Source organism: Pedobacter sp. WC2501 (assembly GCF_052682415.1).
Genome location: NZ_JBQZFI010000001.1, coordinates 1,966,541 through 1,993,421, shown reverse-complemented (window position 1 = coordinate 1,993,421; position 26,881 = coordinate 1,966,541). Strand labels below are relative to the sequence as shown.

30 protein-coding genes are annotated in these 26,881 nt (G+C 37.1%); 10 read left to right on the top strand and 20 right to left on the bottom strand.

Going from position 1 to position 26,881, the window contains the following annotated elements; genetic code table 11:
- Positions 1-15 precede the first annotated feature (15 nt).
- Both ACUN24_RS08710 and ACUN24_RS08705 read right to left on the bottom strand, forming a co-directional pair.
- Positions 16-483, bottom strand: coding sequence for a DinB family protein (locus tag ACUN24_RS08710; protein ID WP_445562134.1), 468 nt, complete (start codon positions 481-483; stop codon positions 16-18).
- A gap of 33 nt (positions 484-516) precedes the next feature.
- Complete coding sequence (locus ACUN24_RS08705) at positions 517-2,058, bottom strand: NAD(P)/FAD-dependent oxidoreductase (protein ID WP_445562133.1); 1,542 nt, start codon at positions 2,056-2,058, stop codon at positions 517-519.
- A gap of 557 nt (positions 2,059-2,615) precedes the next feature.
- Here ACUN24_RS08705 and ACUN24_RS08700 point away from each other — a divergent pair.
- The 5 genes from ACUN24_RS08700 (at position 2,616) to ACUN24_RS08680 (ending at position 5,615) form a co-directional block, all read left to right on the top strand.
- Entirely contained in the window at positions 2,616-3,197 is a 582-nt protein-coding gene (locus ACUN24_RS08700; RefSeq protein ID WP_132403466.1) for a LemA family protein, read from the top strand.
- A gap of 81 nt (positions 3,198-3,278) precedes the next feature.
- The gene (locus ACUN24_RS08695) at positions 3,279-3,722 is read left to right on the top strand and encodes a TPM domain-containing protein (RefSeq protein WP_445562132.1); all 444 of its coding nucleotides are present in this window, start codon (positions 3,279-3,281) and stop codon (positions 3,720-3,722) included.
- A gap of 3 nt (positions 3,723-3,725) precedes the next feature.
- Positions 3,726-4,499 (top strand): TPM domain-containing protein, encoded by a 774-nt coding sequence (locus tag ACUN24_RS08690; protein ID WP_445562131.1) that lies wholly within the window; start codon positions 3,726-3,728, stop codon positions 4,497-4,499.
- Between the two features lie 126 nt (positions 4,500-4,625).
- Positions 4,626-5,015 (top strand): hypothetical protein, encoded by a 390-nt coding sequence (locus tag ACUN24_RS08685; RefSeq protein ID WP_445562130.1) that lies wholly within the window; start codon positions 4,626-4,628, stop codon positions 5,013-5,015.
- 51 nt (positions 5,016-5,066) lie between these two features.
- On the top strand, positions 5,067-5,615 hold the full coding sequence (locus ACUN24_RS08680) for an NUDIX hydrolase (RefSeq protein WP_445562129.1): 549 nt from the start codon (positions 5,067-5,069) through the stop codon (positions 5,613-5,615).
- A 159-nt stretch (positions 5,616-5,774) separates the two neighbouring features.
- On the opposite strand, the gene dnaA is transcribed toward ACUN24_RS08680, so the two are convergent.
- From dnaA to ACUN24_RS08665, 3 genes are all read right to left on the bottom strand, one after another.
- Positions 5,775-7,205, bottom strand: a complete 1,431-nt coding sequence (gene dnaA / locus ACUN24_RS08675; protein WP_445562128.1) for a chromosomal replication initiator protein DnaA — start codon at positions 7,203-7,205, stop codon at positions 5,775-5,777.
- A gap of 538 nt (positions 7,206-7,743) precedes the next feature.
- Complete coding sequence (locus tag ACUN24_RS08670) at positions 7,744-9,291, bottom strand: acyl-CoA mutase large subunit family protein (protein ID WP_445562127.1); 1,548 nt, start codon at positions 9,289-9,291, stop codon at positions 7,744-7,746.
- A gap of 136 nt (positions 9,292-9,427) precedes the next feature.
- Positions 9,428-9,958, bottom strand: a complete 531-nt coding sequence (locus ACUN24_RS08665; RefSeq protein ID WP_445562126.1) for a DUF7935 family protein — start codon at positions 9,956-9,958, stop codon at positions 9,428-9,430.
- Between the two features lie 93 nt (positions 9,959-10,051).
- Here ACUN24_RS08665 and ACUN24_RS08660 point away from each other — a divergent pair, with 93 nt between their 5' ends.
- Positions 10,052-10,405 carry a HesB/IscA family protein gene (locus tag ACUN24_RS08660; RefSeq protein ID WP_121287812.1) on the top strand — a complete coding sequence of 118 codons (354 nt, stop codon included), beginning with the start codon at positions 10,052-10,054 and terminating at the stop codon, positions 10,403-10,405.
- Positions 10,406-10,507: 102 nt separating this feature from the next.
- Positions 10,508-11,737, top strand: coding sequence for an ABC transporter permease (locus tag ACUN24_RS08655; protein WP_445562125.1), 1,230 nt, complete (start codon positions 10,508-10,510; stop codon positions 11,735-11,737).
- A gap of 138 nt (positions 11,738-11,875) precedes the next feature.
- Here ACUN24_RS08655 and ACUN24_RS08650 read toward each other — a convergent pair whose 3' ends face one another.
- The 4 genes from ACUN24_RS08650 to ACUN24_RS08635 are packed head-to-tail and all read right to left on the bottom strand — an operon-like array spanning position 11,876 to position 15,081.
- A complete protein-coding gene (locus ACUN24_RS08650; protein WP_445562124.1) occupies positions 11,876-12,454 on the bottom strand; it encodes a hypothetical protein in 579 nt (192 codons plus the stop codon).
- 16 nt (positions 12,455-12,470) lie between these two features.
- Positions 12,471-13,028, bottom strand: coding sequence for a hypothetical protein (locus ACUN24_RS08645; RefSeq protein ID WP_445562123.1), 558 nt, complete (start codon positions 13,026-13,028; stop codon positions 12,471-12,473).
- A complete protein-coding gene (gene galE, locus ACUN24_RS08640; RefSeq protein ID WP_445562122.1) occupies positions 13,029-14,051 on the bottom strand; it encodes a UDP-glucose 4-epimerase GalE in 1,023 nt (340 codons plus the stop codon).
- Position 14,052: 1 nt separating this feature from the next.
- Entirely contained in the window at positions 14,053-15,081 is a 1,029-nt protein-coding gene (locus tag ACUN24_RS08635; protein ID WP_445562121.1) for a UDP-glucuronic acid decarboxylase family protein, read from the bottom strand.
- A 301-nt stretch (positions 15,082-15,382) separates the two neighbouring features.
- Here ACUN24_RS08635 and ACUN24_RS08630 point away from each other — a divergent pair, with 301 nt between their 5' ends.
- Positions 15,383-16,618: a 3-deoxy-D-manno-octulosonic acid transferase gene (locus tag ACUN24_RS08630; RefSeq protein ID WP_445562120.1), complete on the top strand. Its 1,236-nt coding sequence runs from the start codon at positions 15,383-15,385 to the stop codon at positions 16,616-16,618.
- On the opposite strand, the gene ACUN24_RS08625 is transcribed toward ACUN24_RS08630, so the two are convergent.
- From ACUN24_RS08625 to ACUN24_RS08580, 10 genes are all read right to left on the bottom strand, one after another.
- Positions 16,608-17,114 carry a gluconokinase gene (locus ACUN24_RS08625; RefSeq protein ID WP_445562119.1) on the bottom strand — a complete coding sequence of 169 codons (507 nt, stop codon included), beginning with the start codon at positions 17,112-17,114 and terminating at the stop codon, positions 16,608-16,610. The genes ACUN24_RS08630 and ACUN24_RS08625 overlap by 11 nt on opposite strands.
- A gap of 14 nt (positions 17,115-17,128) precedes the next feature.
- Positions 17,129-18,139 carry a ferrochelatase gene (hemH, locus tag ACUN24_RS08620; protein ID WP_445562118.1) on the bottom strand — a complete coding sequence of 337 codons (1,011 nt, stop codon included), beginning with the start codon at positions 18,137-18,139 and terminating at the stop codon, positions 17,129-17,131.
- A gap of 426 nt (positions 18,140-18,565) precedes the next feature.
- On the bottom strand, positions 18,566-19,240 hold the full coding sequence (locus ACUN24_RS08615; protein WP_445562117.1) for a fatty acid desaturase: 675 nt from the start codon (positions 19,238-19,240) through the stop codon (positions 18,566-18,568).
- Positions 19,241-19,289: 49 nt separating this feature from the next.
- Positions 19,290-19,832 carry an isochorismatase family protein gene (locus ACUN24_RS08610; protein WP_445562116.1) on the bottom strand — a complete coding sequence of 181 codons (543 nt, stop codon included), beginning with the start codon at positions 19,830-19,832 and terminating at the stop codon, positions 19,290-19,292.
- A gap of 37 nt (positions 19,833-19,869) precedes the next feature.
- Positions 19,870-20,721 carry a 4-hydroxy-3-methylbut-2-enyl diphosphate reductase gene (locus ACUN24_RS08605; RefSeq protein ID WP_445562115.1) on the bottom strand — a complete coding sequence of 284 codons (852 nt, stop codon included), beginning with the start codon at positions 20,719-20,721 and terminating at the stop codon, positions 19,870-19,872.
- Positions 20,722-20,738: 17 nt separating this feature from the next.
- Positions 20,739-21,020 (bottom strand): Txe/YoeB family addiction module toxin, encoded by a 282-nt coding sequence (locus ACUN24_RS08600; protein WP_445562114.1) that lies wholly within the window; start codon positions 21,018-21,020, stop codon positions 20,739-20,741.
- Positions 21,002-21,208, bottom strand: a complete 207-nt coding sequence (locus ACUN24_RS08595; RefSeq protein WP_445562113.1) for a DUF2683 family protein — start codon at positions 21,206-21,208, stop codon at positions 21,002-21,004. Before ACUN24_RS08595 ends, ACUN24_RS08600 begins: the two co-directional genes overlap by 19 nt.
- 32 nt (positions 21,209-21,240) lie before the next feature.
- The gene (locus tag ACUN24_RS08590) at positions 21,241-21,915 is read right to left on the bottom strand and encodes a carotenoid biosynthesis protein (RefSeq protein WP_445562112.1); all 675 of its coding nucleotides are present in this window, start codon (positions 21,913-21,915) and stop codon (positions 21,241-21,243) included.
- On the bottom strand, positions 21,885-22,982 hold the full coding sequence (locus tag ACUN24_RS08585; protein WP_445562111.1) for a glycosyltransferase: 1,098 nt from the start codon (positions 22,980-22,982) through the stop codon (positions 21,885-21,887). Before ACUN24_RS08585 ends, ACUN24_RS08590 begins: the two co-directional genes overlap by 31 nt.
- Positions 22,979-23,602: a 1-acyl-sn-glycerol-3-phosphate acyltransferase gene (locus ACUN24_RS08580; RefSeq protein ID WP_445562110.1), complete on the bottom strand. Its 624-nt coding sequence runs from the start codon at positions 23,600-23,602 to the stop codon at positions 22,979-22,981. Before ACUN24_RS08580 ends, ACUN24_RS08585 begins: the two co-directional genes overlap by 4 nt.
- A 369-nt stretch (positions 23,603-23,971) precedes the next feature.
- Here ACUN24_RS08580 and ACUN24_RS08575 point away from each other — a divergent pair, with 369 nt between their 5' ends.
- The gene (locus tag ACUN24_RS08575) at positions 23,972-24,517 is read left to right on the top strand and encodes an REP-associated tyrosine transposase (protein ID WP_445562109.1); all 546 of its coding nucleotides are present in this window, start codon (positions 23,972-23,974) and stop codon (positions 24,515-24,517) included.
- 242 nt (positions 24,518-24,759) lie between these two features.
- Here ACUN24_RS08575 and ACUN24_RS08570 read toward each other — a convergent pair whose 3' ends face one another.
- Positions 24,760-25,266, bottom strand: a complete 507-nt coding sequence (locus ACUN24_RS08570; RefSeq protein ID WP_315418696.1) for a phosphoribosyltransferase family protein — start codon at positions 25,264-25,266, stop codon at positions 24,760-24,762.
- Positions 25,267-25,528: 262 nt separating this feature from the next.
- Between ACUN24_RS08570 and ACUN24_RS08565 the strand changes: the two genes are divergently transcribed.
- Positions 25,529-26,794: a serine hydrolase gene (locus ACUN24_RS08565; RefSeq protein WP_445562108.1), complete on the top strand. Its 1,266-nt coding sequence runs from the start codon at positions 25,529-25,531 to the stop codon at positions 26,792-26,794.
- Positions 26,795-26,881 lie beyond the last annotated feature (87 nt).

Sequence of the window (26,881 nt, the reverse complement as noted above, 5' to 3'; positions counted from 1 at the left end):
ATGCCATTACACAAATTAAAATTTAGACAATAAAGCAATCTGACCGGAATGGTAAGCATGGTGCTGTGCCAGCCCGCTTACCAATTCAATATTGGTTACCCCTGTACCTAAAGCAGGATTACGCTCGTTTTTTACTTCATCATTCCATTGGTTGTCTTTCAGGCTTTCGCAAATACGGATCAGTTCTTCGTTCGCGATCTTAAAATCAAAGATAATGCGCTCCCAAGCCTGTGGTGTTCTTGCTTCAGGTTCGGGCCAATCGCCCCTTGCTGGTTCAGCAGCTGGTTTACCGGTTAATCTAGACGAAACTTCTTCTGTCCATGCGGTTAAATGCAGTGCAATTTCGGCAATCGAATGTGCCCCTAGTACTAAATGGCTAAACGCTTTTTCTGGATTTACATTATTCAATGTTTGCATTACATGATTGCCATGCCATGCATCACCATTGAAAGCTTTTTTTATTTCGTTCGTGATATTAAACATACCAAAACAACAATCGGTGCACTATAAAGTTTGTTAAGATGCATTCAATATTGCATTTGCGCAGTTAATTCCATCAATTGCTGCCGAAACGATTCCACCCGCATAACCGGCACCTTCAGCACAAGGATATAAACCTTTTACCTGAGGGTGCTGATAAGTCTCTTTATCTCTTGGAATCCTTACAGGAGAAGAAGTTCTGCTCTCCACTCCTACCAAAATAGCTTCATTTGTATAATACCCCCTAATTTTTTTACCAAATAAAGGCAATGCTGCGCGCAAACTCTCAGATACAAATTCAGGAAGGATATTATCGAGCATCGAACTTTTGGTACCGGGCAGATAAGAATTTTTAGGGAGATCCAATGATAATCTGTTGTTTACAAAATCAACCATACGCTGTGCAGGGGCAACGAGGTTTCCTCCACCAGCTTCAAAGGCAGCTTTTTCTATTTCGGATTGGAAATTCAACATCCTCAGCGGATCGTAACCCTGAACATCATTTAAAGTCACCTGAACTACTGTTCCGGAATTGGCATATGGGTTGTTTCGCTTAGAAGGCGACCAGCCATTTACCACGATTTCATTTTCGCCTGTAGAACAAGGTGCAATAATTCCACCCGGACACATGCAAAAAGAAAATACCCCGCGGGCACCAACCTGCTCCACTAAACTGTAATAGGCAGGAGGTAAAAACTCCGATCGGATATCGCAATGGTATTGGGCTGAATCAATAATTTCCTGGGGATGCTCAATCCTGACCCCTAAAGCGAAAGGTTTTGCTTCGATCAGGATATTTTTACTGTTCAACAATTCGTACACATCTCTTGCAGAATGACCAGTTGCCAGGATAATATTATCAGCGAATAACTTTTCTTCAAAATTGATCTCAATTCCTTTTACTTTTCCGAATTCGATTAAAATATCAGTCATCCGGCTATCGAACATCACTTCTCCCCCGGCATTCAGGATCGTATCTTTTATAGAAGTGATAATATGCGGAAGTTTGTTGGTACCGATATGTGGACGGGCATCAATAGCAATATCTGGCTCTGCACCATGGTTTACAAAAACCTGGAGCACCTTATTGATATCGCCCCGTTTGTTGGAACGGGTGTATAGCTTACCATCCGAATAAGTCCCGGCGCCACCTTCTCCATAACAATAATTAGATTCTGTATTTACTAATCCCTGTTTATTTATGGCAGCCAAATCTCTCCGTCGTTGTTTTACATCTTTACCACGTTCGATAATAATGGGCTTTAATCCATTTTCAATGCATTGCAAAGCAGCAAACAAACCTGCAGGACCAGCGCCGATAATAATTACCGGTTTTGCTTCTTTTACGTTAGGGTATTTTATGGTATAAACCTCAGGAATGGCTTCTTCATCTACAAAAACCTTTACCTGCAAGCGGAAAATCACTTTTCTGGAACGGGCATCTATCGATCTTTTCAGGATTTCATAGCCTTTAATTCTTGATCCAGGTAATTTAAGGGCTTCAGCCAGTTTCTGGTTAATTACCTCAGTTTGCTCTACCTCGTGCGGGAGCAAAGTAATTTCGATGTCTTTTTGCATATCATGTCAGGTTTTTATCCCGAACAGTGCAAAGATAGATATCTAATAGCATATTTGATGATTTCAGCATATGAATAAAAACTATCAGCAGACAAAAGTAATGCTATTATGTTTTTTGGAAAGCAATTGCAGTATTCATTGGAAACTACAGTCCCGCTCCCGCTTCTGCCGATTGAAGAAATCGGCATCTCGCTCCGATCGGGTTTAATTAGGTTATTTTTCTGCTACTATGCCGGTTTTTCGTGCTACAGGCCCAAGTTTATAGCCCCGATCAGAGCGGGCATCCCAATTTAAGCACCGGTTTATGTTATATTTTGGTGTGCTTGCTTGTTTCACAGGTTTCTATCGGGATAAAGCGGAGAGCGGGACGAACATTAAAAAAAGTGGGAAACTTTGCGCTTCAAACCAAAAAAGCACCAATTTATCTCATCAAATTTAATTAGTTCCTTGCCAAGCTGGCAGATAAATACCTAAACTGTAACAAAGGCATGCAATTTGATATCTAATTCGTAAATTGACCATAAATCAATTCTATTAAAAAGACAAAAATCATAAAAATGAAAAGATTAATATTTGGAATTTTAGCTGCAGTTATTGCAGTGAGCACTTTAAGTTCATGCGGTTATAACAGCATGGTTAAATTGGATGAGAACGTTAAATCGAAGTGGGGAACAGTACAAACCCAATATCAGAGAAGAGCAGATTTGATTCCTAACCTGGTAGCAACCGTAAAGGGTGCTGCTAAATTTGAACAGGGTACATTAACAGCGGTAACTGAGGCACGTGCGAAAGCCACGCAGATGACGGTTAACACGGATGATCTTTCACCAGAAAACATCAAAAAATTTCAGGCTGCGCAGGGAGAATTAAGTCAGGCATTGGGTAAATTATTATCCATTACCGAGAATTATCCTGAGCTAAGGGCTACACAACAATTCAGTGATTTGTCGGCACAATTAGAAAGTACCGAAAACAGGATTACTGTTGCCCGAAAAGATTTTAACGATGCAGTACAGGAATATAATGGCAAAATAAGGTCGTTTCCAACCAATTTAACAGCCGGTATGTTTGGTTTTAAACCTAAAGGCTATTTCGAGGCCGATGCTTCGGCTAAAAATGCACCTAAAGTAGAATTTTAATTATTCTTAACACAACATATAAGGGTAGTGAATGTTTAACTCAACATTTATTACCCTTTTTACTTCATATAAAATAAACACATGTCGTTATTTTCAGATATTGAACAAGAAAGAATAGCAAACGCGATCTCCGATGCAGAAAAAGCAACTTCCGGAGAAATTAGGATTGCTATAGACAAAAACTGCGAAGGTGATCCATACGAAAAAGCTATTGAGTATTTTACCAAGCTGGATATGGACAAAACGGCCAAAAGAAATGGGGTACTGATATACCTGGCCCATGCCGATCATAAATTTGCCATTATTGGCGATGTGGGCATTAATCAGGTTGTACCTGAAGATTTTTGGGAAACAACCAAAATAGCGATGACTGCACATTTTGCAAAAGGAAATTTAGCCGATGGCATTATTGCAGGCGTAGCCTTGGCTGGAGAAAAACTAGCCTTGTTCTTCCCACCTCAAAAAGGTGACATTAATGAATTGCCAAATGATATCGTTTTTATGGACAATTTAGAGCAGAAATAAGCGATGAAGAAAATATTCCTTTTCTCGTTACTGAGTTTATTATTCACTTTCGCCTTTGCACAGGATTTTCCAGAGAAACCCAATACTTTGGTTAATGATTACGCTAATGTATTATCAGCCGATCAAAAGCAGCAACTGGAAACTAAATTAGTGACCTTTAACGATTCGTCATCAACACAGATTGCTATAGCGATATTAAAATCTGTAGGTGATTATGACATTAATGAATACGCTGTAGAACTGGGTAGAAAATGGGGCGTTGGCCAAAGCGGCAAAAACAATGGCATTATGATCGTTGTGGCAGTTGGCGACCGAAAAATCTCTATTCAAACAGGTTATGGCTTGGAAGGCGCTTTGCCCGATATTTATGCCAAGCGCATTATTGATAACGACATTAAACCCAATTTTAAAGCCGGAAATTATTATGCCGGTCTGGATGAAGCTACTACTTCAATAATAAAATATACCCGGGGCGAATATAAAAATGATAACCCAAAAGCTTCTTCAAAAAAAGGTGGCGGCGGTAGCAGTATTGCAATTATTATCATTATTGTCATCGTAATCATCATCATCATGCGAAAAGGTGGCGGAGGCGGAAGCGAAGTAATTGGCGGACGCGGGGCATCTAATGCGCTGTTCTGGGCTATGCTGTTCGGAAGTGGCGGAGGCCGAAGCAGCGGTGGCTGGGGAGGTGGTTCTTCTGGTGGAGGCGGCGGTGGATTCGGTGGTTTTGGCGGAGGAAGCTTTGGCGGTGGCGGAAGCAGCGGAAGCTGGTAGGTTAGTCCGTAGCCCGTAGCCCGTAGCCCGTAGCCCGTAGCCCGTAGCCCGTAGATCGGAAAAGATTTTGTTTTGAACGTTACAGAATATTTTAACTTTCCAACAGATTAAAACATTACAACAATAATGTACAGAAGAGATTTAATCACAGCTGAAATACAGAAACTTGCACAGGTTTTGGCCCGTATTATGGGCTTAAAATTAGAAGGCAAGTTGGCTGAAGCCAATCAGCTTTTTGAAGAAACCATGAAAGGTGGCTTTCAATTATCAAAAGAAATTCTTGAAAATGAAGATCTTTCTGTTTTTGAAAACTGGTTAATCGAAGGCAACCTTCCTCCTGAAAAACTCGACTCGTTAAGCGAATTTCTGTATTATGAGTTAGGTGTGAGTCAGGATCGCAACCAAAACATTGCACCAAAACTTAATTTAGTTTATCAATACCTGTCAGATCAGCACAAGATTGTACATTTGGTAAACTTGCACCGCCAAAAAACAATACAACAGTACATCAGTTAGGAGTTGGCAGTTTTTAGTTTGGAGTAAATTCATTTAACATAAATAAAATAGATGATTATAGAAAAGTGGCAGAAACTTGCCTCTAAATATTTAGTACGCGAACAGTGGGCTACCTTGCGCGTTGATGAAGTGAAACTTCCGGGTGGTGTGATAAAAGATGATTATTACGTTTTAGAATATCCCAACTGGGTAAATGCAGTTGCATTAACAGAAGAAGGAAAAATAATTATGGTACGCCAGTACCGCCATGCAGCTGATATTATTTCTCTTGAAGTCCCGGGCGGTGTGATTGATGGTGATGAGGCTCCCGAGTTTGCCGTTAAACGTGAACTTTTGGAAGAAACTGGTTACAGTTTCAAATCCTGCAAACTAATTGCCGAGCTTTATCCCAATCCGGCAACCTCAGATAACAGGACCTTTACCTATTTCTTAACAGGCGGCATTAAAACCCATGAACAGCATTTAGATGAACATGAAATTTTAAATGTGGAAGAATATACTGTAGACGAGGTAAAACAGTTCATCAAGGAAAATAAAATAGCACAAGCACTGCACGTTGCCGCTTTACACTACGGCTTAGCCGAACTTGAAAAACTTTAGAAGTTTAAAATACAAAGCTCCTTAATTGCAATGGCCCCAAAAAGTTAGACTTTCCGGGGCCATTGTATAAAATCTAGCTTTATTAATTTGCATAAACCTTTGAACATGAACGAAAGGTTTTAATTTAAACCCTTCTACCTTTCTATTCCTGAACCGGTTTTAGCTCATTTTTAATTTCTTTTGGATATCGTGTACGTAAGCTTTAAACTTTTTATCAGTATCAATTAAATCTTCTACCGTTTGGCAAGCATAGATTACGGTACTATGATCGCGTCCACCAAAGAAAGCACCAATTGTTTTCAATGATGATTTAGTATGGCTTTTAGATAGATACATCGAAATCTGACGTGCCTGAACTATTTCGCGTTTACGTGTTTGAGATTTTACCATATCAACAGGAACCTCAAAATACTCGCAAACCAATTTCTGGATGTATTCCATTGAAATTTCCTTTGAAGTATTTTTGATAAAGTTCTTCAACATCTGTTTAGCCAGGGCTAAATCGATTTCTTTTTTATTCAAAGTAGCCTGTGCCAGAAGAGATACCATAGCACCCTCTAACTCACGTACGTTGTTATCAATATTGTGTGCAACATACTCTACCACCTCGCCTGGCAACTCAATACCATCAGCATACATTTTCTTTCTTAAAATAGCAATACGCGTTTCCAAATCAGGAATCTGTAGATCTGCAGATAGACCCCATTTAAAACGGCTTAATAAACGCTCTTCCAAACCAGCTAAATCTTTCGGTGCTTTATCAGATGTTAAGATTACCTGTTTGCCCGACTGATGCAGATGATTAAAAATGTGGAAGAAAATATCCTGTGTTTTTTCTTTCCCTGCAAAGTTGTGCACATCATCCATGATGATCACATCCATTGCCTGATAAAAGTTAACGAAATCGTTAATGGTGTTGTTTTTCAAGGAATCTACAAACTGCTGACAGAATTTCTCACAACTTACGTAGATTACTAATTTATCTGGCATGCTGCGTTTAATCTCATTACCGATTGCCTGCGCCAGGTGCGTTTTACCCAAACCTACACCACCGTAAATCATCAGAGGGTTAAAAGATGTACCACCTGGTTTAGCAGCTACAGCGTAACCTGCAGAACGTGCCAAGCGATTGCAATCTCCCTCAATATAATTTTCGAAAGTATAGTTTGCGTTTAATTGTGGATCAACATTTAATTTTTTTAATCCAGGGATAATAAATGGGTTTTTAATATCCTTATTAATGGAAACCGGTATCGGCATCGATTGTACCTTTGCCTCCGCTCCATTTCCATTTGAGGGCATATTGGTAGTGTAAGGATTACCGCTGTTTGATGATTTATCTACAACGATGTTATATTCCAACCTGCCATCCTCTCCAAGTTGTTTTTTTACAGTCTTGCGCAGCAAGCCCACATAATGTTCTTCAAGCCATTCGTAAAAGAACAAACTTGGCACCTGTATGGTTAAAACCTTGCCGTCCAATTTAAGAGCCGTTATTGGCTCGAACCAGGTTTTGAAACTTTGGCTCGGAATGTTATCCTTAATAATTTGAAGACAGTTCTTCCATACTTCTGTACAAGTTTTTTCCATTGCGATTTCTATAATTTATTGGTTTACAGTACCTATTCGAATTAAAGGGATGGTCCGTTTAGGGACTACGAATATTGACATAATTATCAACATTTTAAACAAAAATTTTAAATAAATCGTAACGTACTGATAAGGAATATAGTAGCCCGCTTAACCTCAATTTTTTATGTTGATAACTATTTATTAACACTGGTTATCCACATAACCACTATTTATAATCAATATCTTCATTACTTCGAATTGCTGCTGAAAAAGCAAAATCTAAGCCATTTTAGATAACAGTTAAGCGTTTTAGCCATGTTTAAGCTCAAACAAACTGGAAATCAAAGGCATAACTTAAATAAATAAATTATTAATTTTAGCCGATCCTTTATACTATTTCATTAGTTGTTATTACAGTATGAATTTTACGACAGTTTAGCCCATTATTCACATATCATGAATAAGATGCCAATCATTTTATTACCATTTATCAAAAGCAGGATACCTTTAATTTAAAATTAGAAATGAAGCAAAAAAACAGGGTATTTAAGTTTAGCTAATAAACACCAAAAGTATTCCTGAATACATCTGCGATTTCGCCTAGGGTGGCATATTTTTCAACTGCATCGATAATCAAAGGCATGAGGTTGGCTTCACCTTTAGCAGCTTCGCTCAATTGCTGGAGCGCTTGCTCTACCGCAACCTGATCTCGGATTGATTTTAAATAATCAAGTTTTTCAGATTGTAGCTTGCGGATCGAATCATCAATATTAAATACTTCTGTTAAACCTTCCTCCTTCTGCGTAAACTTATTTACACCTACCGAGATCCTTTCGCCGTTTTCGATTTCTTTTTGATATTGATAAGCTGCACCAGCAATCTCATTTTGCATATAATCGCTTTCGATGGCATTAACCGAGCCGCCCATAGCCTCTATCCTATCAATATAGACCCAAGCAGCGGCTTCTACTTCATCAGTTAGGCTTTCTACAAAAAACGATCCGGCCAATGGGTCTACAGTATCAGTAACACCACTCTCGAAGGCAATAATCTGCTGGGTCCGTAAAGCAATTTTTGCTGCCGATTCTGTTGGAAGTGAAAGCGCCTCATCGTAGCCATTAGTGTGTAAAGACTGGGTTCCGCCTAAAACCGCGGCCATGGCTTGATTACTTACCCTGATCACATTATTTAGTGGTTGTTGCGCGGTTAAGGTGGAGCCTCCGGTCTGGGTGTGAAACCTTAACATCTGGGCTTTTTCATCTGTAGCCCCCAAATCTTTTGTAATTTTCGCCCACATCCGTCTTGCTGCCCTAAACTTGGCAATTTCTTCAAAGAAATTGTTGTGGCAGTTGAAGAAAAACGACAAGCGTTTTGCAAAGATGTTAATGTCTAAACCTTTATCTAAGGCGGCTTTTAGATAAGTCTTGCCATTAGCCAATGTAAAAGCAAGTTCCTGCACAGCGGTAGAGCCAGCCTCACGAATATGGTAGCCAGATATAGAAATGGTATTCCATTTCGGAACTTCTTTGCTACAAAACTCAAAAATATCGGTAATTAAACGCATTGATTGCTTTGGCGGATAGATATATGTTCCCCTTGCAGCATACTCTTTTAAGATATCATTCTGTATTGTACCCGAAATCTGCTTTAAATCTGCACCTTGTTTTTTGGCGAGTGCAATATACATGGCCAGTAAAATCGAAGCCGTTGCATTAATCGTCATCGAAGTGGTAATGTCTTTCAGCTCAATACCATCAAATAAAATTTCTATATCCTTTAACGAGTCGATAGCTACACCAACCTTACCTACCTCTCCATCAGCCATTTCATGATCGGAGTCGTAACCAATTTGCGTTGGAAGATCAAAAGCAACAGATAATCCTGTCGTCCCCTGAGCCAATAAATAATGATAACGCTTGTTCGATTCTTCAGCAGTCGAAAAACCAGCATACTGCCTCATCGTCCACAAGCGACCGCGGTACATATCCTTCTGGATTCCCCTGGTAAAAGGAAATTCTCCCGGCAGTTCTTCCATTGGCTTCGCTTCGGTATACAGCGCCTTTATTTCAATCCCCGAAGTAGTGGTATGCTTTTTCTCGCTCATCTGGTTAGTTCATTAGTTCAGTGGTCATTGGTTAATTGGCACAGCCATGGCAGATATTTTGTTTAACTGTACTTGAAAGTAATTATTGAAATTGGTTAACTGAGCATAATAGCTAGCAATTAACCAGTTTACCCTATTAAAACAACCTATGAATATCTTTTTTAATCAGCTCGATCGTTAAATCGTATGGATTTTCGTCTATACTAGCCATGTGCTGTAAAATTGCTTTGCTCAATTCAATTCCATTTGCATCGGCTGGTAAACCTTGTATTGCATTATTCACCATGGCAATGGTATCGTCTTTTAATTTTCGTACCACACCCCAGGTTACACTATCTACATATAATTGTTGAGTGATGTTATGTTGGTACTCCGAGCGGATTTCATTTAAAATACCTGCTTGTAAAGTAGCAATGGCAATTCCTTGCTGATGCAGGCGAACAAGCAAATTAGCTGGGTTAATGCGATCGATAAATATAATTAAACGCTCGTGTGCCTGCAATCTTAAAGGTAAAATGTGCGCCCGGCTTTCTTTATTCAGTTCAATATTTTTGAGGTCGAAAAATCGTTGAATATCGCTCTTTAAAATATAATAAACGGCCATTAACGCAGCAAAAATGCCTGCAAATAAGATCACTATATCAATCAAAATCTGTTGGGTATTCATAAGTATTGTTTAATTACGGTAATATTAACGGACCGTTAAAAGCAAAAATGTGCATTATTATTTATATTTGTAACAGATAAAAATTTAAATAACATGAGCACAACAGTTGATACAGCATTTGCACCGGTTACTTTTTCGGAAGGAGCAACTAAAGAGTTATATAAATTAAAAGATCAGCAGGAGATCGGTGAGGATTACGGATTACGCGTTGGCGTAGAGGGCGGTGGTTGCGCTGGCATGAACTACGTTTTGGGTTTTGATCAGAAAAAAGATGGCGATCAGGAATATTTTATTGAGGGCATTAAAGTTTTCATGAATAAAGCACACCAGATGTACTTAATGGGCATGATGATCGATTGGCAGGATGGATTAAATTCTCGTGGTTTTACCTTCGTTAACCCTAATGCAACGAGCACCTGCGGTTGTGGCACGAGTTTCTCGGCATAAATAAAATATTATTGTAACATATAGTGCAGTCCCCTTGTCTAAACATCGGGACTTTTTTTATTTTTACAAGCTTTGCCCGCCAAACGCTTACCGCAATACCAAATGAATTACAGAGAAAACATCAGACTGGCATTAGAATCAATTAAAGCGAACCGCTTGCGTACCATGCTTACTGCTTTGATTATTGCTATTGGTTTAATGGCTTTGGTTGGGATTTTAACTACGCTGGATGCTGTAAAGAAAAGTATGACAGATGCTTTTAGTAGCATGGGCGCCAATTCATTTACCATCAGGAACCGTGGTACGGGAATCAGGATTGGAAATGGAAAAAGGCCAAAACCTTTTAAAGCCATCCGTTATGAAGATGCTGTTAACTTTAAAGATAGCCTGAATACTCCTGCTACTGTTGCAGTAAGTGTTTTTGCCAGCAACGGCTCTACCATAAAATATGGCAGTTTAAAAACCAACCCAAATATTAACGTTCAGGGGGTTGATGAAAATGGCTTAGCTTCTCAGGGTTTAAATCTCTCACAAGGAAGAAATTTTAGCGTTTCTGAAATACAATTAGGAAGTAATGTTTGTATTGTTGGTGGCGAAGTAGTAGAAAAGCTGTTCAAAGACTCAGACCCTTTAGATAAACTGATCAATGTAGGCAATAACCGTTTTAAAATTGTTGGTGTATTAGAGAAAAAGGGATCGAGTATGGGCTTTAGTGGCGACAGGGCTGTTTACGTACCACTGCTAAAAGCGAAGCAGATTAATGCCAATGCAAATCCATCTTACACCATCACTGTAATGGTACCTAGTAATGAGATGCAGGAAAACATTATTGGCGAATCTACTTCACTATTCAGAAATATCCGCAAGGTAAAGGTAAACGAAACCAATAATTTCGAGATTACCAAGAGTGATGCCATTGCCCAAACATTATTCGAGAACCTGGCCTTTGTGGCTATTGGCGGTGTTGCCATTGGAATTATTACTTTAATTGGAGCCTCAATAGGCTTAATGAATATCATGCTGGTTTCAGTTACCGAACGTACCCGCGAAATCGGTATCCGTAAAGCGATCGGCGCAAATCCGAAGGTTATTCGCCGCCAATTTTTAATCGAGGCTGTAGTAATCTGCTTAATGGGTGGTGCCTTAGGTATTTTTCTAGGAATAGTTTTAGGAAACCTGATTTCTCTTGCTATGGGTGGCTCATTCCTGATCCCCTGGCTATTTATTATTGGTGGCTTTGTATTATGTGTGTTGGTAGGAATCCTTTCCGGATATTACCCTGCCAAAAAAGCTTCAAAGCTGGACCCAGTAGAGGCGTTGAGGTACGAATAACCCCAGACACTAAAGGAGATTTTTATAAAATCAATAAGATTTTGCGGTGGATTAATATAAGGAAGTTCGAACAAAAAATAATTTTCGCTAAGGTGAGCACCTCTTTCTGCCAGATTTTTTCTCCGAACATATTTTAAGTTAAACCTCTTTCACTAATGCAAGTGTTTCCATGGCTGATTTTAACCCTGATTGATGCGCAAATTTTAACACCCCATTTAATCGTTCAGAAAAGTCGAACTGCACATCTTCGTGAAGTTTACCGAATTTTTCGAGTATATATTTAATACGGCCTGCAAAATAATTAAATAATTTTTCGTTATGCCTGGTAGGCGTGTTGAAATAATGTTGAACTGAGCAATTAATCACATTTTCTAACAAAAATATCCTCAAATCAATTTCACTTAGTTTATGTTTGGTAACGAGTAGGTGCTGATTTACTAAGCCATTCATTTCTCTGATATCCATCATTAAATAGCCAGCAGAGTAGTTATAATTATTCTCTATATATCGATTAATGTAACCTATTTTTTTACTTATTTCCTGTTTAATTTGCTCAATGCGCTCATCTAGATCGCTATTATCTTCTAACAATTGATGTTCCAGTTGACTTAATAATACAACATCCTTACTAATGAGTTTCAAAAGTAATTTATCTTTTTCTTTTGGTGGTAAATTTAGAACTGCATTCTTTAATCCTGGAGATTTATCGATTAACATAATGGGAATATAGTATTTAACTGATCTCTTTTGGCAAATTACTGGCTTCTGCTGCACCAGCTAATTTAGAAGAATAGATTTTATCGAGCAAGTGATTCAGATCTTCACTTAAATCGAACTGCAGGTCTTCGTGAAGTTTTTTGAATTTATTGATGGTTACCGCAACTGTTTTGATGTAATATATACTAAAAAGCATCATAAAATCACGGTAACCAAAAATTGATTTTTTATAATCAAAAGGGATGGCATTGAGGATATACAGCTTAAGTTCTACTTCCCCAACAGGATCTTTGGTTACCTTATAAAAATGGTTAACCGAGGTGACCATCTTCCTTACTTTTACCAATGCCTCTTTGGCATTTAATTTTTTCAGTTCAGTAATCTGTTCGTCAACATCGGCTTTAATCCTTTCTTTCCGGTCTTCCAGATCGGTTTCATCCTCTAATAATTTATAATGAAGGTGTTCGGTAAGCACTTTATCTTTAGCTACCAAGCGCAGCAATAGCTTGTCTTTTTCTTTAACAGGCAGTTCGGTAATGGCGGCTTTTAAATCTTTGTGCTCCGATAACTTCATTTAAAAAGGGTTAGCCTTAATGTATTTTTCCCACTCCCATGCCGAGCGCATCATTTCATTGATATCCAGATCGGCTTTCCAACCCAGTTCATTATTCGATTTTTGTACATCGCCATAAATCTGAACAATATCTCCTGCCCTTCTCGGACCGATTTTATAATCCAGTTTTTCGCCATTTACTTTTTCGAAAGCGGCAATAATCTCTAAAACCGAAGATCCTTTACCGGTACCAATATTGAAAACATCATAATTACCGTTCGGGTTTCCATCTTCTAATTTTTTAATAGCGGCAACATGTGCTTTTGCAAGATCAACCACGTGGATATAATCGCGGATAGCAGAACCATCTGGCGTATCGTAATCATTTCCGTGAACGGTAATCGGACCACGTTTTCCAATAGCAGATTGAGTAATAAAAGGGACAAGGTTTGCAGGCACACCATTTGGCAGCTCACCGATCAAAGCAGTTTCGTGGGCACCAACTGGATTAAAATAACGCAAAGCGATTACACTTAAATCAGGTGTTACCGCTGCAGTTTCTGCCAGGATTTCTTCAGCAATCTGTTTGGTATTTCCGTAAGGAGATTCTGCTTTCTGCACTGATGCCGCTTCGGTTACCGGCAAAGTTTCTGGCTGACCATAAACGGTGCAAGATGAAGAAAACACAAAATTAATCTTCCTGTTAAATGAAGTTAGCAGATTAATCAATCCGTAAAAGTTGTTTTTATAATATTTTAATGGCTTTTCTACCGATTCGCCTACTGCTTTATAAGCTGCGAAATGAATAATTCCATCAATATCAGCATGGTTTTCTGCAAATTCCTGTACCGCTTTTTCATCCTGAAGATCAATTTCATGAAAATCAAACCATTTGCCGGTGATGGCATGAAGCTGAGTTAAAATTTTGATATTCGAGTTGGAAAGGTTATCGACAATTACAACTTCGTATCCTGCGTTGTGTAATTCTACAGCTGTGTGCGAACCTATATACCCTGTTCCACCAGTAACTAATATTTTTGCCATTTTAACGGTTAAATGTGGTAAAATCTTTGTGTTCTATTTTTTCCAATGCCTCGGCAGGCAACGATTTAAAATATTCGTATGTAATTTTTAATCCCTCCGCACGTCCAATTTTTGGTTCCCAGCCTAAAATCTCCTTAGCTTTTGTAATATCCGGTCTGCGCTGTTTTGGGTCATCCTGCGGCAACTCTTTGTGCACAATTTTTTGCGTAGTGCCTGTAAGTTTAATAATTTCCTCACAGAACTGTTTGATGGTAATTTCATCTGGATTACCAATGTTTACCGGCTGAACATAATCGCTCATTAATAAACGGTATATACCCTCTATCAGATCATCAACATAACAAAAAGAGCGTGTTTGACTTCCATCACCAAAGATAGTTAAATCTTCTCCCCTTAAGGCCTGCCCAATAAAAGCAGGTAAAACACGACCATCATTCAGGCGCATTCTCGGCCCGTAGGTATTAAAAATCCTAACGATCCTGGTTTCTACGCCGTGGAAGGTATGATAGGCCATAGTAATGGCTTCCTGAAAACGTTTAGCCTCATCGTAAACACCACGTGGACCAACCGGATTTACATTACCCCAGTATTCTTCGGGCTGTGGGTTTACACTCGGATCGCCATATACTTCAGAAGTTGATGCAATCAGCATCCTTGCATTTTTATTACGGGCTAAACCCAACAGGTTATGCGTACCTAATGAACCTACTTTAAGTGTCTGGATCGGGATTTTAAGATAATCGATCGGACTTGCAGGTGAAGCAAAATGTAAAATGTAATCAAGTTTACCTGGAATATGCACAAATTTGGAAACATCATGATTATAAAACTCAAAATTCTCCAGCTTGAACAAGTGTTCTATATTTGCTATATCACCAGTAATCAGATTATCCATCCCGATAACGTGATAACCCTCTCTTACAAAACGATCACAAAGGTGTGAGCCTAAAAATCCGGCTGCACCTGTAATCAATATCCTTTTCCTACTCCCTGAATTTACTGAAGGGAACTTTTCCTTTGTTTCGTCCATATTTCTTTTTTAAAACTAACCTTACTCAACACATTTTGATTATTCTACCAAATAGTTGGTTAGGGAATTAATAGTTTTCTACCTATACTGTTATAATAATAGCCAAGATCGATCATTTTTTTCAAATCGTATAAATTCCGGCCATCAAAAATGATTTTATTTTTTAAGATGTTTTTTATTTTGATCAGCTATAAGGCAACCAGCGAAGTCTATTTATTCAGTTGAATACAAGGTAAAATCGTGAGGCTTCCATATATTTTTAAGCTTTTTAAATATATTCGTTTTATCTTGGCACGAAGATATGAAATTACTTTACATCATCGGAATCTGGGCTTATACTTTACTCATCAGGATATTCTCATTATTTAATCCTAAGGCTAAACTTTTTATCATTGGGCGCAAAAATATCTTTACCATAATTGCCCGGAAAATTAATCCTACCGAAAAACATATATGGTTTCATTTTGCTTCTTTAGGTGAATTTGAACAGGGCAGACCCGTTTTGGAAAAAATAAAAACACTTTATCCAGCAAAGAAAATTATAGTTACTTTTTTTTCTCCCTCGGGATATGAGGTCAGAAAAAATTATGCACTGGCAGATGTATTTTATCTCCCCATTGATACTGCTGCTAATGCTAAACGTTTTATAGCAGGCATTAATCCTGAAATGGCGATTTTTACCAAATATGAATTTTGGCATTTCTATTTTAAGGAATTAAAGGATCAGGGCATTCCTTTATACGTGATTTCCGGAATTTTTAGAGAAAACCAGCTTTTTTTTAAAAGGTACGGTGGCTTTTACCGCAATATTTTAAAATCTGTTACTTACTTTTTCGTACAAAATAAAGAGAGCGAAAATCTTTTAAAATCAATCGGTTTAGATAATGTAACCATAAGTGGTGATACCCGTTTCGACCGTGTTTATGAAAATGCGCAATCGCCCAAGCAACTAAGCCTTATCGAAAGTTTTATTGGCAAATCACCCACTTTAGTTTGCGGAAGTACCTGGCCCGAAGATGAAAAAATATTATCGGCTTTGCCAGAAAAATACCCCAACTGGAAGTTTATCATCGCACCGCATGAGATCCACGAAAGCCATATCGAAAGTATAGAGAAACAGTTTTCAGTTAACAGTGTACGGTTTTCAGTTTTGAGTGCGCAGTTAGCGGGTGAAAGTTCTCAAATCTCAAATCTCAAATCTCAAATCTTAATAATCGATAACATCGGTATGCTTTCTTCATTATATCAATATGGAAAAGTGGCTTACATTGGCGGCGGTTTTGGAACAGGTATCCACAATACTTTAGAAGCCGCAGCATTTGGTTTACCGGTAATTTTCGGACCTAAATACGATAAATTTCAGGAAGCAAAAGATCTCATTGCTATTGGTGCAGCGAAAAGCATCAGCTCCACAACTGATTTAATTAATGCGCTCGAAGGTTTCGTAGAAAATCAAGATGCTGCAGACCAAGCTAAAAGATATGTTGCAAATAAAAAAGGTGCAACTGATCTGATTATTTCGATGATTACGAAATAAGATCAGCGCTAGCAATTTCATTTACAATATCAGGAATGCTTTGATCGATTGAAATTGTTACTACATCCTGCTCATCACCCAGTGGCTCTTCTAATGTTTCAAACTGGCTTTTTAATAAGGTTGAAGGCATATATTGGTGAGAACGTTTAGTAATACGATCGTGAATTAAATCGAAACTCCCTTTTAAATAAACAAACCGGATATTGGTATTATCTGTTCTCAGCAAATTGCGGTACGATTTCTTAAGTGCAGAACAAGCAATAATGCAACTCGTACCATGGGCTACGTGTTCACGACCAACTTTCGCAATCAGCAGTAGCCAATCTAAACGATCGGCATCTGTTAGGGGAATCCCAGCAGCCATTTTATCTACATTCTGTTGCGAATGCAGGTTATCACCATCAATAAACTCGGCATTTATTTTTGGCGCCAAAGCCTTTCCGATAACCGTTTTACCACTTCCAGACACCCCCATTAAAATGATAAAATTTGCCATCTTTAAATCTAAGACTATTTAACCATTCCGGCAAGTGCCTCAATAAAAACGGGACTATCGTTTAAACTTTCTACCAACTGAACATGTTCGCCACCTAAAGCTTTAAATTCTTCATGGTATTCTACCGTGATTTCGTAAAGTGTTTCCAAGCAATCGGCCACAAAAGCAGGACTAAAAACCAAAAGGCGTTTTTTGCCTTCGGCCGCCAACTTCTTTAACACATCTGTAGTGTAAGGCTGCACCCATGGCTCTTTACCTAAACGCGATTGGAAACAAACGGTATATTGATCTCTTGATAGGTTTAATTCTTTGGCGATTAACCTGGCCGTATCATGCCCCTGTGCAGAATAACAGAATTTGTTGGTATCGTTTAAGGTTTGGCAGCAATCTGCACTTTTTAAACAGTAACTTCCAGTATGATCGCATTTTAAAAGTTGACGTTCAGGCAAACCATGGAAGCTGAACAATACGTGATCATAACTTTCTACATGATGCTTTTTAGCATTTTCTGCAAAAACTTTAATTATCAATTCGTTATCATGAAATGAATTCACAAACGAAATCGGTGGTACGGTTTGCCATTTGCTCACCAATTCCATTACCAGTTGCATTACCGAACCCGTACTGGCAGAAGCATATTGCGGAAACATTGGGATAACCTGGATACTTTCTACCAAACCTGCTTTTAAGTTGGCAAGCGCTGAGGCGATAGATGGACTTTGGTAACGCATGGCCAACTCGACATGGTAATCGTCACCTAGCCTTTCCTGTAACATTTTGGCCTGTAACCTACTGTAGAACAACAATGGTGAACCATTCTCATTCCAGATTTCTTTGTATAATTTTGCAGTTTTGGGACTACGGAAGGGAACAATAATCCCTTTAACCAATAATGTTCTGTTCAACTTCGGAATATCGATTACCCTTTCGTCCATTAAAAATTGGTCTAAGTATTTTCTAACGTCAGCCGTTGCCGGACTATCAGGCGTTCCTAAGTTTACCAGTAAAATTCCCTTTTTGCTCATGTATACAAGAATATGTTTTGTGGCGCAAATATCGCCTTTTTATTGCTTTTTACCTATGTTAAAAAAATAATGGCCGACATTTTTTGGTAAAAAAATATTGTATTTGTTGCTTATTTATTAGAAAAGCAAATGCAGCAAATCTATTTAGGCGTAGTCCTGCCTTCCCTACAATCTTTGTGTGCTTGGCAATGCATTTTTAAACTTTTACACCACAAAAAGGATTTTCGTACAGTCAGGTTTATGAACCTGGTTTTGTGCAGGTTTCTAACGTTTTTAAATCCCATTTAAATTTGTTTTTTGGGACTATCAATGGTTCTGTCAGATGTTACCATCTGACAGTTAGAATAAATAAAGTATTATTTGGGAAATCAAAAGATGGTTTAATTTAGTGTCAGATGGCAACATCTGACACCACAACTAATGATATTATCCTTTAGTTTTATACAGTTGCCACCAGGGCATAGCTGGTTTTTGATGGTGTTCTAAATGATAACCAAAAAAGTAACAGGTAATAAAGGCAATAAAATGATTTTTCTTTAAAGTAGTAGAATGGTATTCGTTATCGTGTTCACCTTTGTGCGGCAAATAGGTTCCGAAATAAAACAGTTGAAAAGTGCTTAATAAGGATGGCAGTACCCAAAACAATAACAGATTTTTTTCAACAATCCAGATTTTCAAAACATTAAAAGCTATGGCCATAATCACCAATTGAATAATGGAGACATAATTTAACATGAAACGGAAATACCATTTCCAAAAGCCATGTGGCGCAAAATCAGGATCGTTTTCGGTATGTACATGACGGTGGTGTTGGTGATGTTTTGCGTACAAATGGTTATAAAAAAAACCTGCGTAAAGAAAAACGGAAAGATAGCCAATAAAATTGTTGGCCTTTTGGTTCGGCGATATTGTTCCGTGCATGGCATCGTGGGCGGTAATAAACAAACCGGTGTACAAATGCATCTGAACAAAAACCATCAGATAAACCAAAGGATTGTTCCAGTTAAAATTCCAGTTCAACAAAAAAAAGAGTGATGTAAACCAGCAGGCCATTACGGTTAACGCAACCAGAATTCCGGTATATGGGTTTACAGCTTTCAATTTATGGTTTTGTAGATTTAAAAATCCCTGTTCAATTGGCATATTACTCCTAAGCAAACAAAGTAAGTAGATCTTTAGTTCTTATAACTTGAATTTTAAAGTTTGTTGGAGTCATTTCACGCCAGATCCAATTGTAATGCTCAATTACTTTAGGAGCAGTTAGATGCGGTCGGTCTGCAGTTGTATGGGCATCTTCTACAACAGTTACTTCATAATCTCTACTAACAGCCGACTTAACTGTTGCATCAATACAAAAATCTGTCGCACAGCCAGTAACAAATAATTCTGTAATATTACTTTGGGCTAGGGTATGATGCAAATTTGTATTATAAAATGCGTCGTTAGCTGATTTTGAAACGATATCATCAGTAGGACTGCTGACTAATTCTGGCAAGAGTTCCCAATCAAAGGTATTTGGTAAAAATATATTTTCTTTGGTACCATCATGTTGGACAAAAATCACTTTATAATTATTCATCCTAAAATAATGCGACAATTTATTTATCCTCTCAATTACACCTAAAGTATCATAACGCAAAGTGTAAGGTTTAAAACTACCAATCTGCATATCTATTATCAACAAGGCTTTCATTAAATAATAAATATCAATTGATTAGTTCTTCTTATAATTAGTATTTTTCTAACGCAGCCTTAACCTTTTCCATTAACCACATCGGTGTAGAAGTTGCTCCACAGATGCCTACTTTGTCATTTTCGTTAAACCAGGCCTGATCTAATTCTTCTACGTTAGAAATAAAGTACGAATGGTCATTGTGTTTTTTACAAACGTCATAAAGAACTTTTCCGTTAGACGATTTTTTGCCCGAAACGAAAACGATTTTATCGTAATGACCTACAAAATCTTCGAGTTCTTCGTATCGGTTAGATACTTGCCTGCAGATCGTATCATTAGCTTTTACTTCGTAACCGCGGCTTAATAATTCATCTTTAATGTGGTAGAATTTATCGGTACTTTTAGTGGTTTGGCTGTATAATGTAAATTTAGCAGGAAGCTCAACGTTATCTAATTCAGCTAAATCTTGAAAAACAATGGCTTTACCATCTGTTTGACCTTGGAGGCCGATAACTTCAGCGTGACCGTGTTTCCCAAAAATAAGCACCTGCTCATCATCATCATGAGAATTTTTAATCCTGTTCTGTAATTTCAACACTACCGGACAAGACGCATCAATCAGGGTAAGATTATTTTCTAAAGCCAGTTGATAGGTTGAAGGTGCTTCGCCATGTGCCCTGATTAAAACCTTTTCGTCCCTTAAGTTTTTTAATACTTCGTGATCGATGATTTTTAATCCGCGATTGGTTAAACGTTCTACTTCTTCATCGTTATGCACAATATCGCCAAGGCAATATAAATAACCTTCGTTATCCAGAATGTCTTCGGCCATTTCTATGGCATATACTACCCCAAAGCAAAAGCCTGATGATTTATCGATGTTAACCTGTAAGTTTAAATTGCTCATTTGTTTTTTAGGATTAGTTATTTATCGCCATAATGTCCCTTTGCAGAAATTACAAATACTGTAATAATCTCTTCATCGATCCTATAGACTAACCTATCTTTTTTATTTATCTGTCTCGACCAATAGCCTAAAAATTCAAATTTTAGTTTTTCAGGCTTACCAACTCCTGATGCTGGATGGATACTTAATTCTATAAAAATTTGCTGGAGTTTCTTTATTGAAGCCTGATCTCCGGATTTAAGTATGGCGGCCAACTGTTGTTTAGCCTGATCAGTAATATCTACGAAATACTTTCCCATATATTATGAACATCCTTAATCCTGGTTAGACGTCCATTTTTTATATCCTCTTCCCCTTTAGCTATTTCATCTATAAATGTCGGACTGTAACTTTTTTGCTTTTTAAAAGATACATTCAACGCTTGTAACACGGCCTCAACTGCCAAAAGTTGTTTTTTAGTTTTAGGCTGTACGATTAATGTTTCCATGTTATAAAGTTAATTAAAATAACATCACAAAATTAAGCAAAAATATTTGTTCCGGTTGTCATGTATAAGACAACAAAAAAGATTAACTGTGAAGCAAACATGGCTGTACCAATATATTTCTGTTGTTTTAAACCTAAAGCATAATAAAACTTCAATAAGATTACCGAAACAATAAACCAGGCTACATAATTTTGAACCGGAATTTCATGCCAGTCCCACTGCCAATAGTTAAATTTCATGGCCACGGGTTCTAAAAAGAAATCAAAAATAACCAGTATAAAAGCGCCCAGAACAGAAGCTAAAATGCTATTCCTGATTTTCATACTTTTCATCATTTGCCCAATGCTGAAAATAAGGATTACCCAGTTTACGCCCATGAGTAATGGAACCGCAGCAACTTTGTATCCCAACGTATCGCCATAGTAATAACTTCCAAATATTTTTCCGGTGTGCACACCCAGTACCTCGACTAAAAAGCCACAGAGAAATACCCCCGAAACCAGCAACAATAATCTTTTCACATCCGCATTGTACGAAAAAAGAATTACGGCAAACATCAGCAATAAATGAAAGGGAATTAATTTGATAAAATAAGGCTGTGCAACTGGAATTAAGAAACCAAACAAGCCAACCACATGAAAAATGACAATTATTGCAACTGCAATTCTTTTAATCTTTAAATCGTTTTGATCCTTCTGCCCTTCCATGTACTCGTTTTAAAAATATGTTTCTTTATAGAAATGAATGATATGATTAAGAAGAACAACATCTGCAAGGGATGTAAAATCAAATTTATCAAAACATGCTGTCCAGACAAATAAGAGATCATTATTCTACTTAACACTATTAAAGTTAATGGTAATACAAGTAAAGCAACATTAAAGTTTAAGATTAAAATTACAGGCCCTATGGTTACCAAAAGCTGGTAAAGTAATAATATTATGATGTTATTACCAAAACCTGCCAGTAAATTTTTACTGAAACCATTTAAGCTTTCGCTTAAATTATTATACATCCTGCAATAAATCAGTCCGTTGGCTAAAAGGGCTTCTGCATTAAATTTTTCTTGTTTTACCAGCTTCATAATCTCTACATCTTCTACAACCTGGTGTTTAACCCGCTCATGCCAATGGTTTTCTTTGTAATTATTGGCATTAAAAAACATGCATTGCCCGCTTGCTGCTGCAAATGCCGGATTTTTCGAAAGCTTAACCAAACGCAAAGGCAATAAATTTAACAAGATAAAATGCATTAAGGGCACGGTTAACCACTCGCCTATCGATTTTATAGTTTGGTTCGTAAAAACGCTTAATAAGGCCAGGTTTCCAATTTCCATTCGGTTAATGAGGCTATTGATTAACCCTCTTTTGATTGATTCGTCTGCATCAACAAACAAAAGATATTTCCCGGTGGCCAATTCGCTAAGCTGCTGGCAGGCATAGTTTTTCCCAAGCCAGTTTTGAGGTAGCTCTTTACCACTTAACACCTTAAATTGCGGATTTGAAAGGCAAAATTTCTCAACTATACCGAAAGTATTATCACCGCTGTTATCATCCAAAACAAGAACCTCATAATTGATATAATCCTGATTTTTTATTGAAACAAGTAATTCCAAAATATTCTCTGCTTCATTCCTCGCAGGTATTAAGATCGAAACCTTATCATGATAGTGTTTAACCACTCTCGGCAACTTCGGGTTAGAGAGAAAATTGAAAATAGTAACCGAAAACCGGATCACCAGAAAAATTAAAACTGCGTAAATAAAAATTGTCATTCAATTAGCTGAGTTTGTTTAACAACCGATTGATCGTAATGTTTATTGTAGGCGCTTTTTAGTAATTGTAAACTCACATACTCCTCATTCTCCCAATGCTGTAGGTAAGTATAGGCGGAGGGCTTTCTTTTCGCGAAATAATCGATAAACGTAGCGGCAAAAATAATATTGATTTTTTTCTGACTGGCATTAATCATCTGCATTACCCCTTTTTCAAAACTGATGCCATTTAAATGGTTTGAATACAATTTGCCCTGGGGGAATACAAGTACCATATTTGCAGGATTATCTAACAGTTTGCCTGCATAATTAAGCGTTTCTAAAACATCTTTACCTTTATTTTCGGCAGCAAAAGCACCAAGATATTTCAAGAAACCTACTTTAGTATAGTTTTCGGCATTTACCAAAACATGGAATTGTTTCTTAAATACTTTTTTGTTGATATAAAAGAGGAAAAAACCATCCCACCAGCTGAAATGATTGGCTAAAACCAACATAGGAGCGTCCGGTTTAACCTCCAATTGATCATACTGAAATGATGCAAAATCTTTTTTGATGATAAACTGAATGTACCAGGAAAAAAAGCTGAAGATCAAATTATTTTTTCTGGGCTGATACATTTTGGGAAATTGCAAAAAATTGAGGTGAATTGCAAATTTTCATAGTTATAGTAATCATTACAAACGAGGATCGGCGAGATCAACATTTATAATGTAGTACAAATTCTTAAAACAACGCTTTAATCAGCTATGAAATTATGGTCCTCGTTTGTAACGAGGATCAGCGAGATCCACATTTGTAATGTGGTGCAAATTATTAACAACGCTTTAATCTGCGATACAATCGCTGTTCTCATACATCCTCGTTACAAACGAGGACGATAATCGCATTAGGGTATAAAAAAATATTTACTTATATTGACTATAAATCTCCCAAACGCCTAGATATTGTTGGTATAATTTTATTAAGGATTTAAATATCTTATCATTATGGGAGGAAGCAGATATATCATTACTGATCAGAATCAAACTTATTTTATAACCTGCACCATAGTTGGCTGGATAGACTTATTTACTAGACTAGAATACAAGAACATTATTGTCGATTCGTTAAATCACTGTATAGAGAATAAAGGTTTAATAATAAATGGCTGGGTTCTGATGACGAATCACATTCATTTTATCGGAAGATGTGAAGAGCCAAACAAAATGTCTGATTTTTTAAGGGATTTTAAAAAATTCACATCCAAGAAGCTTATTACCGAAATTAAAGAAATACCTGAAAGTAGAAGAGACTGGCTTTTAGATAAGTTTAATTTTGAAGCTAAAAGAACCAATCGGGCTGAGAATTATAAAATCTGGCAAGACGATAACCATCCCATCGATCTACAAGAAATAGATGCTTATCAAAAACTAGAATACATACATGATAACCCTGTTAAAGCTGCTATTGTAGAAATTCCAGAGCATTATATTTATAGCAGCGCAAGAGATTATGCGGGAATTGGAGGACTGCTAAAAATTGAGCTGATTTAAAAGATAATCATCTTCCTCATTTGTAACAACGGCGACATTAAGTTGATAAAAGTCAAGTTTGATTAAAGATAAACCATAGTCCTCGTTTGTAACGAGGATCAGTGAGATTCACATTTTTAATGTGGTGCAATAATTCTAAAACAACTTTTAATCTGCGATACAATCGCTGTTCTCTTGCATCCTCGTTACAAACGAGGACGATAGCTATTAAGTTCCATCACCTCTGCCATTTTACATCAACCTTAGCTCAAATAAACCCGATCTTCTTCACCTTCTACATCCATCACCACATCTACATGCTCTTTTAAGATAGTTGCCAATTCAAGACCTACAAAATCGGTGGCAATAGGGAAAATTTTGTGACTTCGATCAACTAAAACTACTGTTCGGATTTTTTTATGTGGCGTATTTAAGAAAACGCCTAAACCATAAGCTAATGTTTTACCGCTGTTCAATACATCATCTACGATAATGATTACTTTATTTTTCCAATGGCTTTCATCCAGATCGGTTGAGGCAACCAATTTGCTGCTCTCCTTTTGCAGATCAATGCGCAGCATGGTTAATTTAAAACCAGAGATTTTCTTTAGTACCTTTTCTAATCTTAATGCCAATTTGTAGCCGCGGTCCCAGATACCCGCCAATACAATTTCTTTCTCATTCAGGTTATCTTCCAAAATCTGATAAGCGATACGGTCTATTTTCTGCTGAATCTGTTTCTTGTTAAGAATAAGTAATTGCGATGCCATTGTATAAAAAGGATTGAATACAAAAAGAACGATTTTAAGGATGAAATTCAAACTATTTGAAAAATAATTTCAACTGCTTGCAACGTTTTCTCCTCCTCACCGTCTGATAATCCAAATAGAACACGTTGGGGAAATGAAACATTTAAACAAAATATTTTTTTATCTTTTTTTATTTCTATTAATTCCGACTAGCAATTATGCTCAGAATAATAGTCGTAGTAAAACGATCAAGCAAAATAAATCTGACGAGAAAATCAAACTTTTGGAAGGTCAGATAGCTGCCTGGCAAAAAGATTTAAATGTTCCAAATGTAGGCCTTGGCATAATACAAGATGGAAAGTTAATACATGCAAAATTATATGGCCAGGATTCTACCGGATCTCTAAAACCAGTCAATACACTTTTCAATGTAGCATCGGTAGCTAAAGTGGTATTTTCAACGCTTGTATTAAAACTAATCGATAATGGCGATTGGCAATTAGATGAACCACTATATCATTATTATACCGATCCTGATATTGCATCCGATTCATTATCAAAAAAACTAACAACCCGCCATATCTTAAGTCAACAATCAGGATTTAGCAATTGGAGATGGATGAATGCATCAGGAAAACTTCAATTTGAATTTGCGCCAGGAACCAAATTTAATTATTCGGGAGAAGGAATGGAGTATCTCAAAAAAGCCATAGAACATAAATTTCACAAATCTTTAGTTCAACTTTCAGACTCGATTTTATTTAAACCATTCGGTATGATCGACACCAAACATGAATGGGATGGTAAACAAGATTTAAAAAGATTTAGCAGGTGGTACGATGCCAATGGAAAAGAATACACCAAAAGTAATTATGCTTCCGAACCAAGTGCTGCAGATGATCTGATCACAACAGTTACTGACCTTAGTAAATTTGGCATTGAAACTTTAAATGGTCTCCATATTTCTAAGCAATTATTTAACGAAATAATTAAAGGACAGGCTAAAATTAATCAGAATTTAATGCAGGGACTAGGCTGGCGACTAATTAAGGATTTACCCAATCATGAATATGCAATGGAACACGGAGGTAATGATGCAGGCGTAGCGGCAATTATCGTATTACTTCCAAAATCAAAACGTGGCTTAATTGTATTAACCAATGGAGACAACGGACAAATCATTTGCAATAATATTGTCAGGTCTTTTTGGCCTGAAGGAAAAGAAATTATACATAAAGCCCTCAAAAGTACACCACTAAATGACATCCCTAAAGTTTTTAATATAAGCGATGATATATTAAGTACCTATACAGGCAAATACATGAGGCCAGATGGCGAAGAAGTAAATATTTATAAAAAGGATAAGAATTTAATCTTAAAAACCATTGGTTTACCAACTTTCAATCTGTTCCCGCAAACACAGGAAATATTTTTTCTTTGGGATTTTGATCCAAAGATAATTTTTACAAAAAATGAAAAAGGTATAGTCGATACGCTTTTAATTAAAGACGGAGATAATATTCTAAAATGCACTAAAATGGATAAATAGTTTTAAAGTTCACAAAAAGACCATTCAGATTTTTCAACTATTTGAAAAATAATTTCGATTGTTTGCAACGTTTTCATCAGAGATGCG